This window comes from Acinetobacter sp. YH12241 (assembly GCF_013417535.1).
In the GTDB taxonomy this organism is placed as follows: Bacteria; Pseudomonadota; Gammaproteobacteria; order Pseudomonadales; family Moraxellaceae; genus Acinetobacter.
The window spans coordinates 13068-25429 of record NZ_VPDQ01000014.1 but is presented as its reverse complement, the minus strand read 5'-3'; the positions used below and the strand labels follow the sequence as shown (position 1 = coordinate 25429).

Sequence of the window (12362 nt, the reverse complement as noted above, 5' to 3'; positions counted from 1 at the left end):
AAATAACAAGTTAAGTAAAATTAAACAAATGCGGAAAAATATATTTACATTTTTAACGTGAAAAGTAACATTTAACCGTCTAGTATTCACCGCGTGTTGAAGATTTGAAAGCCAAACTTACAGGCGAGGAGTACTTGGTCCAATATGATTTATGATCATCAAGTGAATATGAGCGAAGTGCATGCTCCTGTTCAAGCGAACGTCATAATTCGTTCCCAATCGGGACAAAATTCCAAACGTCAGCCTCAGCGCTATACCTCAGCGTCAGCTCGTAACAAAAACTCTGAATCTCGCAAGACTTTTAGTGCGATGAACGGCCAGCGTTTCGATATTGAAAAATTCACCAGCTACCTGCAAGGTATTACTCGCAGCACCAGTACACAGAAATGTGCACGCAGTATCCGCGTCGGATTGCAGTCTTCAGGCGCAAAAATTGTGAATCATCCTGTCGCCGCAGCTGACTGGGGCAATACTCTGCAGCAATTGGGCTATCGAAAAATCAACCTGTCTTTTGACCGTCCGAAAAAAGGTGATATCTATATTATCGACCGGACTTCACAGCATCAGTATGGTCATATTGCAGCATATTCTGGTTCAGCCTGGGTTTCTGATTTTAAACAGAATGGCTATGCGGTCTATCGTAATTCCGATGTGAAATACACGTATTACCGTCTGGATTCATATCTTTAAATCAGACGCTAAAAATTTCAGAACTTAAAAATGAAAGTCGCGAAATGGTTCAATCTTCGAAGCGTTTCGCACGTTTATTATAAATCGACACCATAAACAGTCCAATCGCCACAAAACCCAAGCATTGTAGACCTAGCGCTATAGTTTCCCAGATCTCACCCGTTTTAGGTAAATAACCGATCAGGCTAATTACTACCACAATCGGAATCGCTGTTGTTAAAGCACGAAAACCTTCTGCATAAGGATTTTCAGGAGAAAGCTTTAATCTGAATTCACGCAAGACGTGCATCAGCATTCCAATCGCCAGACTTATCCCAACAAATATCGGACCCAGTTCCGCTACAGTCGATGCTATGTAAATTACGATACATACCGCAATAATAATGATGAGCTTAAGCTGACGGTTGCAGCGTTCGGAGTACCAGAACTCAAGCATGTGGTGAACCTGAATTCGACTTGTTCTGATTAAGCAAAGACAGGGGCGAAAACAGACAGATCGCCAAAGCCATAAAAGCAATCCCTTGAGCGCCCGGCAGCAAGATTTCACCCTGTTTCATGTTCATAAAAATCAGGCTGATTAATAAGGCAATTGGAATCCAGGTCAGGACACGATAGAACAGGCCAGTCGGATTTTTTGCTGCGAAATGAATTTTACAGTAACGACAAATCAGGAAAATAATTCCGGTACCAGCAAACATCAGGATGGCATCTAAAGGCAAAGGTTCCATCCAGTACAGGCCTACGGCAATTGCAGCAATCACAACAAAGAACAGCAGTTTTTTCAGGATCGACACCTGCGGATTAAACCAGAACTCAAGCATGATGATGTAGGAGCAGAAAAGATAAAAAGCACTTTAGCATATTTTAAATATAAAAAAGCGAGGCAGATGCCTCGCAATATTTAGCAAAATTATCCGTTATTTTTCTGTGGACCCCAGTCATAAATTTTCTTCTGATAAGCGTACCACAACATCCACAGACCAATCAGGATCATTGGCAGGCTCAGGAATTGTCCTTTACTCATCCAACCAATAAATAGCTGACCATTATCCGGTTCACGGAAGAACTCGACAATAAAACGGGCCAGACCATAGCCGGTCAGGAATACCGCAGAAACTGCCATACGTGGACGTGGTTTGCTACTGAACCACCATAGTACGATAAACAGAATCAGGCCTTCACAGAGCGCCTGATACAGCTGTGAGGGATGACGTACTAGTTGCAGCGGATCGGTTGGGAAAATCATGCCGAAGGCAAAATTTGGATCAGTCACCTGACGGCCATAGAGTTCACCACCAATAAAGTTACCGATCCGGCCAAACATCAGGCCTGTCGGAACGCAGGGCGCAATAAAGTCCAGTGTCTGGAACCAGGCCATCTTATATTTCTTGCACCACCACAACATCGCTACGATTACGCCGAGGAAACCGCCGTGGAAACTCATGCCACCGGTCCAGATCTGGAACAGCCAGAGTGGATTTTCCAAAAACTGAGAAAAACCGTAGAATAAAACATAACCAACCCGGCCGCCGATGATCACACCCAAAGCCCCAAAGAAAATCAGATCCGAGACCATATCTGGTGTCCAGCCGCGTTGTTTAGCGCGATAAGTCGCCAGTCCCCAGGCAAATAAAAAAGCCAAGAGATACATCAGTCCATACCAGTGGACTTGCAAAGGCCCGAGCGAAATTGCAACGGGATCTATGTTTGGATAGGTGAGCATTCCTGTTCCTTGTGATTCTGTTTTGCACAGATTTTAGCTGAAAGCGAAGAAAAATGTTGTACATTCAATGTGTAAAGATCGAGAGCATCAATTATGTGTATTGTGGCACTGGCTTGGCGAGTTCTGGATGAAACGCCATTATGTCTGATTTCAAATCGTGATGAGTTCTATCAACGTCCAACACAGGCATTATATGAATGGGAGAACAGTCCGATTATTGCCGGGCAGGATCTGCAGTCTGGTGGTACCTGGATGGGTATAACTGCTTCAGGACGATGGGCAGTGATTACCAATTTCAGGGATGGTAATGACAAGAATAACTACCCAACTTCACGTGGACATATCATTCAGCATTTTCTGGAATCTGAATTGAAACCTATCCGGTTTGCTCAAGAGTTGGAAAAACGTCAATGTGATTATGCGGGCTTTAACCTGTTTGTCGGTGATCGTGATCAAGCCGTCTATATGAGTAATCGTGGTGAGGCGCCACAAGTACTGGCACATGGGGTATATGTAGTCTCAAATGGCCTAATGAGCGAAGACTGGCAAAAGACCAGGCATTTGCGCAAGCGCTTTACTCAGGAGCTTCTGCCGATGCTTCAACAGAACAACATTCCACAAGCGGATATATATCATGCTGCCTGGGATATTCTGGAAGATGAGCGTAAAGTGATTCCGGCACTATTGCCCAAAACCGGAATTAACGAGGAGATGGAAGAACTCCTATCATCTACATTTATTCAAAGTCCGGTCTACGGCACACGTTGTTCCAATTTTCTAAGATTGCATCAGCAGCATTGGCAATGGCTGGAAAAGTCCCAGCAGGGAGATAGTGCAGGACAGATCGTAGAAAAAGTCATTCAGATCATTGTATAAATAATAGTATTCATGATGATCTTGATAAAAAGCTTAGTTTAAACAGTGAACTCTGAATGTAGATAGGTGTGCTAGGATAAAGCCCATCTATCTACGCAATTTTCAGCTCTCCTATGGCACTGCTCCTTCCGCTTATTTCATTTCTGATTGGATTCTGGGGCGTCCATTATTTAAAGTCGATCCGTCCATTTATGGCGGCCTTGCTGGCACGTCTTTTGATTCCCTTGATTGTCATTTACAACATGGTGTTTTATAAGCCGGGCAGTCTTTGGTTGATCGGTTTTAGTATCTTTAGCTCGCTGTTTCTGTTTGGCCTGTTCTTTCTTTTCTCCAAAGATAAGTTGCGGGCATTATGTTTTAGTTATTTAAATGGGGTCTGGCTTGGCTTTCCTTTTGCCTTAGCTGTATTTGGTCCGGATGCCTTAAATACTATTGTTGCTCTTTATATTGGCGGTTCTTTATTTGGCAATGTCAGTGCAGTAGTGGCAGTCAGTGCTGAAAAACAGGCTCCTCAATTCATTATTAAAAATATGTTGAAATCCCCGCCAGTGATTGCGCTTTCTATTGCAGCGATTTTGTCCTTCTGGGATTTTACTACCTATGAAGCGCATCCGCTGATTCAATGGGGCTATGCCACGAACAAGTTTCTAGTGACTTTTGCCGGTATGTGTATTCTGGGAATGTGGTTGAGTAAAGTCAGGATTCAACTGAGTGATTTAAAACGTAGTTTGATCTTGATCAGCGGTCGTTTTGTGCTGGCTCTAGGTCTGGCAGCAGGGGCTTATTTCTTATTACCGATTCCACATCAAGCCCTGATCTATGCTGTGATGATGATGTATTTCCTGCTTCCACCCGCCGCGAATATTGTGGCACTGGAAACCCATTATCAAGGCACAGGGCATTCAGCCAAATATATTGCTTCGGGAACGATTGCGAGTGCAATATTGATTGGAGTATATGGAGTGGTGGTAAATGTGTTGGTGCCAACGTTATGAAAGTTCCCTCTCCTTGTAGGAGAGGGTTAGGGAGAGGTAATTTACTATTTAAATCCCTCCCAACCTCCCTTTGAAAAAGGGAGGGGCTTCTTCTCCCCAAGGGTGAGGGAATGCCCTCCCTCTAACTCCCTCCTAAAAGGAGGGAGGACTCCTTTTAGGAATTAGATTTATTTTTCCAAACTCGCTTTAAATAGCTGCATGGCCTGCCCACGGTGACTAATTTTATTTTTCTCTTCCTTGCTCATTTCTGCGCTGGAAATTCCTAGTTCTGGTAACCAGAACAATGGATCATAACCAAAGCCATTTTCACCGCGGGCTGCTTCCAAGATCTCACCTTTCCAGATGCCCTGGAAGATTTGTGGTAATGGGTCTTCGGCATGTTGAACCAAGGCCAGTACACACACAAACATCCCTTCAATCACTTCACCCTCTTGACGCAGTGGTTTCAGGTCAGTCAGTAATTTTTCATTGTTCGCAGCATCATCACCATGTTCACCCGCATAACGAGCCGAGTAGATCCCAGGTGCACCGCCCAGAACTGGTACACAAATTCCTGAGTCGTCGGCAATGGCTGGTTTACCCGAAATTTTAGAGGCATGACGTGCCTTGATAATGGCATTTTCAACAAAGCTCAAACCATCTTCAATCGCATCTTCGATGTTCAGCTGACCTTGAGGAATAACTTCAACTGGAAGTTTGAGTTCTGCAAACATCTTTTCAAATTCTGCAATCTTGCCTTTATTATTACTTGCCAGTACCAGTGTGCCTTGGGATAACCAGTCAGTTGAAGCCATATCAATTACTCATCTTTCAAATTACATATATGTAGTGTAGCAACTTGCTGCAGTTTTTAGGCCATAAAAAAAGCACCCGAAGGCGCTCTTTTGCAGATCCAGCTTATTGTGCCTGAATCCAACGGTCTGCACGATCACGTGCTTGACGGATCTGTTCTTGGGTTAAGTTAGCTGCCAATGCAGTTTTCTTACCTTCAGATAAAGTAATCACTTTATTGTCCAGCATGCCATCGCGGGTAGAGAGTTCATACCACTGGTAAGCACCCATGTAGTTTTTCTTCTTTTCTTCCATCATGGCCAGATTGAAGCTGGCACGGTTATCACCACGGCTGGCTGCTTTTTCGAAGTACTGGCGAGCCAGTGTTTCATCTTTTTTGGTACCAATACCATCTGCCAGCATACGGCCAACATTCAGTTGAGCCACTGCCAGACCTTGGTCGGCAGCAGCTTTGTACCATGCAAAGGCCTGACGTTCATCTTTCTGGACGTCTTTGCCATATTGATATTTGGTTGCTAAATAAAATTGTGCACCAGGCTGACCCGCTTTAGCTGCTTTAGTCAGACTATGAATGTCCATTACTGAATATTGCGCTGCTTGGCTGGCCACAGAAGGCGTTGGTGCAACGTAATCGGCATGGGCCTGCATGCCAAAAAGTCCAGCCAGTAGCGTCGTACTTAATAATAATTTTTTCATAGAGCGCTCACTCGATAAATTGCGACTTCACCAAACAGATTTGGGAGATGTTTGCTAAGCAAACTATCTTCTTGATTCCCATTCACAGCGAGTCGATTAATAATTTTTATGTTGTTTTCCGCGCATAATGCTTCAAAGTCACGGAAGGTACATAGGTGAATATTCGGGGTGTTATACCACATATAGGGTAAGGCTTCCGAAACCGGCATTTTCCCTTTTAATGCCAAGAAAGAACGAGTCTTCCAGTGCGCAAAGTTTGGAAAGGTAATAATGGCCTGTTTCCCTACACGCACCATGTCACGCAATAATACGTCTGGTGCATCTACAGCTTGCAAAGCTTGTGCCATCACCACATAGTCAAAAGACTGATCAGCAAAACGGCTTAAACCGAGGTTTAAGTCCTGCTGGATGATATTTAACCCGCGACTGATCGCAATTGCAATCTTTTCTTGATCAATTTCTAATCCATATGCACGAATATTGTGCTTTTTGCTCATATGGGCCAGCAGTTCGCCATCACCACAACCGAGGTCGAGGATACGTGAACCGGGCTTGATCCATTTCTCAGCAAGTTGTTGGTCAATACGCATTACACAGCCTCCTTCGGTGTTGATCGCAGATGTTCTTCACCGCCCAGGAAGGCGCGCAAGGATTTTACATACAGAGGAATCGGGAACAGGAAGGAATCATGGCCTTGTTCAGCATCAATATCGACATAGCTGACCGGCTTATGATTAGTAATGAGGGCATCCACGATTTCAACAGAACGTGAAGGCGAGAAACGCCAGTCAGTTGTGAAAGAAACCACCAGGAACTTACATTTGGTTTGTGCCATCGCTTTGACCAGTGACTGCTGATATTCACGTGAAGGATCAAAATAATCCAGTGCCTTGGTCATGATCAGATAAGTATTGGCATCAAAGTTACGGCTAAACTGTTCACCCTGATAACGCAAATAACTTTCGACCTGGAATTCGACATCGAAACCATACATAAACTTGCCGGATTTCAGATCACGGCCAAATTTCTGTTTCATGGCTTCTTCAGACAGGTAGGTGATATGACCGACCATACGCGCCAGAATCAGGCCACGTTTTGGATAGCTGTCATTTTCCAGATAACGGCCATGATGGAAGTCTGGATCAGACAGAATCGACTGACGCGCGACTTCGTTAAAGGCAATATTTTGTGCAGACAGTTTTGGTGCGCTGGCAATAATCACACATTTTTGCAGACGGTCCGGATAATCTACCGACCATTGCAAGGCCTGCATGCCCCCGAGTGAGCCGCCAATGATGGAATACCACACATCAATCCCCAGACGGTCAGACAGCATCGCCTGAGTTTTCACCCAGTCACGCACAGTGACCAGCGGAAAGTCTGGACCATATGGGCGGTTATCATTTTCGGGATTAGGAGAGGTAGGACCAGTAGAACCATTACAACCGCCGATATTATTCAGCGCCACCACAAAGAATTTATTGGTATCGATTGCCTTGCCCGGGCCAATACAGGCATCCCACCAGCCTGGTTTTTTATCATCTTCATGATGATAACCTGCAGCATGATGATGGCCAGACAGGGCATGGCAGATCAAAATGGCATTGGACTTATCGGCATTCAGTTCGCCATAAGTTTCTACCATCAGTTCAAAACGTGGGAGGATGCGACCGCATTCAAGCTCTAACGGCTGTTCGAATTGGAACTTTTGTGGGACAACAAGGCCCACTGAGTCAGCTGGAAAAGACACGGGAATGATTCGCCTTAAATCTTTAGTATGAATAAATAAAAGGATACCATTTGCAGGTATCCTTCTAAAGTCTTTTTAATGCTATGAATTATCGCTAATTCAAATACCGGGTTTAGACGGCAGCAGCAATCACCTGTTCAGTGCTTAACACATCCTGGTCGATCAGACGGTTGGTACATGCAATAATCGCTTCAATTGAAGAGGTCACGATGTTGTCATGCACGCCCGCACCAAAGGCAGATTTACCTGTGCCTTTTACTTGAAGTTCAACCAATGCCAAGGCTTTGGCATGTGCACCTGAACTGATGCTACGTTCTTCATAGTTCAAGACATCAATCGGCAATTGTAATGCATCCAAGATCGCAGAGATCGGCCCGTTACCTTCACCACGCAAGTGCTGGGTTTCGCCATTGACTTCAATATCCAGCTCAATCACCTGATTGCCATTTTCATCTGACAATTTGTAGTTTTTGGCAGAGTAATGCGCATCTTTCGCGGCAACATACGTCTCTTTGAACAAGCTCCAGATCGCTTGTGCTGAAATCTCAGTACCATCTTCATCAGTTTTTTGCTGCACGATTTGCGAGAATTCGATCTGTAAACGACGTGGCAAGGTCACGTTGTAGTTCGATTCTAATAAGTAAGCGATACCGCCTTTACCAGACTGTGAGTTCACGCGAATGACAGCGTCATAGTCACGGCCCAAGTCTTTCGGATCGATCGGCAAGTACGGCATATCCCAGATTTCTTCGTTTTTCTGGAATTCGAAACCTTTTTTGATGGCATCCTGGTGTGAACCAGAGAATGCTGTGAACACCAAGTCACCCGCATATGGATGACGTGGGTGGACTGGCAAGCCCGTACATTCTTCAACAGTTGCAATGATTTCGTTGATATTCGAGAAATCCAAGTTTGGTGCAACACCCTGGGTATACATGTTCAAGGCAATTGCCGCTACGTCCACGTTACCGGTACGCTCACCATTACCGAATACACAACCTTCAACACGGTCAGCACCGGCCATAATTGCTAATTCAGACGCTGCGATCCCACAGCCACGGTCATTATGGCAGTGAACTGAAATGATCACGCCGTCACGACGCTCGATGTTACGGTGCATCCATTCCACCTGATCGGCATATACGTTTGGTGTAGAGACTTCGACAGTGGCTGGCAAGTTCAAGATCACTTTGTTTTCTGGAGATGCTTCCCAGATTTCAGTCACAGCGTCGCAGACATCTTTGGCAACTTCTAATTCAGTTGCAGAGAAACATTCAGGACTGTACTGGAAGACAAATTCAGTTTCAGGCTGTTTTGCTGCGTATTCTTTCACTTTTTGCGCTGCATTGATCGCTAACTGTTTTGCACCTTCAACGTCTACGTTCAACACTTTTTGACGGAAGGTTGGAGAGTTAGAGTTGTAGATATGCACGATTGCGCGTTTCGCACCTTGTAAAGATTCAAAAGTACGTGCGATTAAATGGTCACGTGCCTGAACCAATACTTCGATGTAGACGTCATCCGGAATATGACCTTCTTCGATCAATTTACGAGTGAAGTCGAAATCAATTTGAGAGGCAGACGGGAAGCCGATTTCAATATGTTTGAAACCGATTTTTACCAACATCTGGAACATTTTGAACTTCTGCTCAATGTTCATTGGCTCGAAGATCGCCTGGTTACCATCACGCAGGTCAGTACTCATCCAGATTGGCGCTTTAGTAATTTCATTATTCGGCCATTGACGGTCTGGTAAGTCCACACGTTGATACATGCGACGGTATTTTTTACTTGGATCAGCCAACATCATGAGAGAGCTCCTTAGGTAGCCTGGCATACTTGCTTGGTGTAGCAGTTGCTCGGTCTACAGCATAGATTTTGTCTATATATTCGTTTACATGCAGGTGAGGATAAATTAGATCAATCCTGTATTTTTTAAGTTTTGATCATCAGGATCAACCAGACACCTGCATGGTGAACCTATAATTAAATTTTAGTCCAGAAAACGTGAAAAGTTTTTGCTTTTTCTATGGATTTTAGTCGTATCTTAAAAAAGATTTTCTTATAAAGTTATTAATTGGAAAAATATTTCTATAATCTATTTTAATTTTGTTGGATTTTCCTGTAATTAAGTGATAAGGCTAAAATATTTCTTTATATAATAGCTTTGTTGGAAGTTCTTAAGCAATGTATGCATGAAATCTTTCATATCAAAAAATAAAGGCTAGTTTGATGAATCCAGACTAGCCCTTAATATCATGAAGATTGCTCAGATCAGTATTTAAAATGCAGGCCTAAAACGGCACTGATGCCTTCTGCTTCTGTAGCATAGTGGGAAGAATAGGCTTTGCTAAAATAACGTGTATCGGACAGGTTATTGATATTTAGCTGTAGATCCACATTGGGGTTCACCTGATAACGTGCCATGGCATCGTAACGCACATAACCGGGAACAAATTTGGTATTGGCGGCATTGCCATAAACTTTATCCATTGCCACAGCACCGGTACCCAATGTTAGTTGAGGTATGACCTGATAGGTCATCCATAGAGTTGCACTGTTTTCTGCTACGTTCTGAACCTGATTGCCATTGTTTGTGCTTGGAACATAAACTGGTTCGGCCGTAGTTCCAATATTTTCAAAGCCACCATCAATCAGTTCACTATCCAAATAGGTATAGCCTGCGGAAATTGCCCATTTCTCAGTAATATTTCCATTGATACCCAGCTCAATCCCATCGACACGGGTCTCACCGATATTACGGGTACTGCCATCAGCATCGGTGGAGCGGGTATTGGTTTTTTCAGTACGGAAAATGGCTGCCGTCAGATTCAGTTTATCTTCCAGAAGATCCCATTTAGTTCCCAGTTCCATGGTGCGGACTTTTTCAGCTTTTAGATTTTCAATAGCTGCGCTAATACTTTCAGAGCCATCACCGCCATCGATGCCAACCGGATTTGAGGAAGTGGCATAGCTGATATAAATACTGCCATTTTCTCTTGGCTTAAAGACCAGACCCGCCTGATAATTAAAAAAGTCTTCTTCATTTTCGAGGGTCAGCTGATCACCTGGAACGGCGGTAATCGGTGTATTGTTTGCACCTGTCACCGCATTATTGAATCGTCCATAGGTCAAGGTTTGCTGAGTTTTGTAATCATCCCAACGTATACCCAGATCCAGAATCCATTGCGGATGCAATTCGATACTGTCCAGTAAGTAGATCGATTTTGATTTGGTCTCGATATCATAACGGTCCGCACCATCTGTATTAAGTGTCCCCGTCCACGCACCCCGGTCTGGATTGTCTACAGAAGTACACCAGCCTAAGGCCACATTGGCAGGAGTACCACAGGCCGCAAAAGAGCTTCCAGTAGCATTCAGACCATTAATAATATATTGGGTACGTTCGGTATCCTGATCTGAATATTCTGCACCCAGGTTAAAGCTGTGTTGAATAGCACCAGTATCAAATTTGCTTGTTAAAGCCAGTAGGTCAGTAAAGGTATCGGTATTTGCGATACGTGAATTGGCCCGTGCCCAGACATTGCCATTCAAAATGAAGTTCCCGCGTGAATCATCGGGGTTGGTCCAGAGGTAGTCATTTTTAGAGCGGTTAAAGACCGCCGTATTACTCAGGGTTAGATTGTCATTCAGGTCATGTTCTAATTTTAAAGTACCAATCTGGTTTTCCTGTTTCTGGAAATCACGATCTTTCCAGCCATAGTATTGACCAGCTTTGACATCAATTGGTTTCCCATTACCATTTAAAGCGACATTGGCATTGGTGGCTCCAAATGGATTATTATAGGGAACGCCGGAGTCTGGAATATCATCAGTTTTCAAATAGTAATAACTTAAAGTTCCACGCGTTGCGCTGTCCAGGCCAAAACTGAAGCTGGGTGCAATACCAGCACGTTTATATTCAGCACCGTCATGTTGACCCGCTTTTTCATTCTGGTGGCCCATGACCGCGATACGAGCCGCCATGCCATTGCCGAAGTCCTTGTTAGCATCCAGAGTGATACGTGCATACATATCTGTACCACCCGTAACAGAGCCTTCCAGCGCATCTCCCTTTTTCGCCACTTTGGAGATCATATTAATACTGCCACCCGTAGTGCCCGCACCGCCCATGGCAGAAGCAGAACCTTTGGTAACTTCGACCTGCTCAATGGCAAACATTTCCCGGTTTTGTGAAGTCGAATTTCGCACGCCATCGACGTACATCGAACTTTCCGAGTTATAGCCTCGAATAAAAGGCCGGTCCCCATTCGGATTGCCGCCTTCACCTGCGCCTAAAGTAATACCTGGTACGGTACGCAAAGCATCAGCTAAGGTAGTGACCTGCGTATCTTCAATCAGTTGTTGGGGAATCACGACCACAGACTTTGGCGTGTCCAGGAGTGGCGCAACAAACTTGCTATTGGCTGACTGATCGACTTTTAGACCCGGCACGGGTTCAGCTTGTACTTCCTGATGAATGGTCTCAAGCTGCACCACATTTTCCTGTGCAATCGTGTGTGCAGATGCAAAAGAAAGGGAAGAAACGATGGCTGAAGAAACTATTTTTTTACGAGATTTTATATAGCTCATAATCATTCTTTTTTATTTTTAAGTTTGGATTCGCAAATAATAATTATTATTGTTATCGTTGCTATCCTTCTTGCATTGATATTGGCAATGAACAAAATTTAATCAATTTAAAAAATAGATAGACTAGAGTGCGAACTGAGAATTAAAACCATGTTTTTAATATAGATTGATTAAATATGGATCTTATTTGGTTTTTATTGATAATAGCTATTGATAGATAAAGCTATGTTGAATTGCCTTTAAAGAC

Annotated in this window: 12 protein-coding genes; 3 read left to right on the top strand and 9 right to left on the bottom strand. The window is 43.9% G+C overall.

The window, feature by feature from the left end:
* The first annotated feature begins 144 nt into the window (after nucleotides 1–144).
* Nucleotides 145–690: a CHAP domain-containing protein gene (locus FTV18_RS09770; RefSeq protein ID WP_180017835.1), complete on the top strand. Its 546-nt coding sequence runs from the start codon at nucleotides 145–147 to the stop codon at nucleotides 688–690.
* 49 nt (nucleotides 691–739) lie between these two features.
* On the opposite strand, the gene FTV18_RS09765 is transcribed toward FTV18_RS09770, so the two are convergent.
* The 3 genes from FTV18_RS09765 to lgt all read right to left on the bottom strand — a co-directional run bounded on the left by FTV18_RS09765 (nucleotide 740) and on the right by lgt (nucleotide 2413).
* On the bottom strand, nucleotides 740–1126 hold the full coding sequence (locus FTV18_RS09765) for a hypothetical protein (protein WP_180017837.1): 387 nt from the start codon (nucleotides 1124–1126) through the stop codon (nucleotides 740–742).
* Nucleotides 1119–1511, bottom strand: coding sequence for a hypothetical protein (locus FTV18_RS09760; protein ID WP_180017838.1), 393 nt, complete (start codon nucleotides 1509–1511; stop codon nucleotides 1119–1121). The genes FTV18_RS09765 and FTV18_RS09760 overlap by 8 nt, the downstream gene beginning before the upstream one ends.
* Before the next feature lie 89 nt (nucleotides 1512–1600).
* Entirely contained in the window at nucleotides 1601–2413 is an 813-nt protein-coding gene (gene lgt, locus FTV18_RS09755; RefSeq protein WP_180017840.1) for a prolipoprotein diacylglyceryl transferase, read from the bottom strand.
* Nucleotides 2414–2506: 93 nt separating this feature from the next.
* Here lgt and FTV18_RS09750 point away from each other — a divergent pair, with 93 nt between their 5' ends.
* Together FTV18_RS09750 and FTV18_RS09745 are read left to right on the top strand one after the other, a co-directional pair.
* On the top strand, nucleotides 2507–3289 hold the full coding sequence (locus FTV18_RS09750) for an NRDE family protein (protein ID WP_180017842.1): 783 nt from the start codon (nucleotides 2507–2509) through the stop codon (nucleotides 3287–3289).
* Nucleotides 3290–3402: 113 nt separating this feature from the next.
* Entirely contained in the window at nucleotides 3403–4284 is an 882-nt protein-coding gene (locus tag FTV18_RS09745) for a permease (RefSeq protein WP_180017845.1), read from the top strand.
* Between the two features lie 167 nt (nucleotides 4285–4451).
* Here the strand turns inward: FTV18_RS09745 and rdgB are convergent, their stop codons facing one another.
* From rdgB to FTV18_RS09715, 6 genes are all read right to left on the bottom strand, one after another.
* The gene (gene rdgB / locus FTV18_RS09740) at nucleotides 4452–5078 is read right to left on the bottom strand and encodes an RdgB/HAM1 family non-canonical purine NTP pyrophosphatase (RefSeq protein ID WP_180017847.1); all 627 of its coding nucleotides are present in this window, start codon (nucleotides 5076–5078) and stop codon (nucleotides 4452–4454) included.
* A 103-nt stretch (nucleotides 5079–5181) separates the two neighbouring features.
* On the bottom strand, nucleotides 5182–5772 hold the full coding sequence (locus FTV18_RS09735; RefSeq protein ID WP_218945549.1) for a tetratricopeptide repeat protein: 591 nt from the start codon (nucleotides 5770–5772) through the stop codon (nucleotides 5182–5184).
* A complete protein-coding gene (metW, locus tag FTV18_RS09730) occupies nucleotides 5769–6362 on the bottom strand; it encodes a methionine biosynthesis protein MetW (RefSeq protein ID WP_004781976.1) in 594 nt (197 codons plus the stop codon). The genes FTV18_RS09735 and metW overlap by 4 nt, the downstream gene beginning before the upstream one ends.
* Nucleotides 6362–7522, bottom strand: coding sequence for a homoserine O-acetyltransferase (locus FTV18_RS09725; protein ID WP_034704397.1), 1161 nt, complete (start codon nucleotides 7520–7522; stop codon nucleotides 6362–6364). Before FTV18_RS09725 ends, metW begins: the two co-directional genes overlap by 1 nt.
* 112 nt (nucleotides 7523–7634) lie before the next feature.
* Nucleotides 7635–9332 carry a 2-isopropylmalate synthase gene (gene leuA / locus FTV18_RS09720; RefSeq protein ID WP_034704399.1) on the bottom strand — a complete coding sequence of 566 codons (1698 nt, stop codon included), beginning with the start codon at nucleotides 9330–9332 and terminating at the stop codon, nucleotides 7635–7637.
* A gap of 464 nt (nucleotides 9333–9796) precedes the next feature.
* Nucleotides 9797–12115: a TonB-dependent siderophore receptor gene (locus FTV18_RS09715; protein ID WP_180017850.1), complete on the bottom strand. Its 2319-nt coding sequence runs from the start codon at nucleotides 12113–12115 to the stop codon at nucleotides 9797–9799.
* Nucleotides 12116–12362 lie beyond the last annotated feature (247 nt).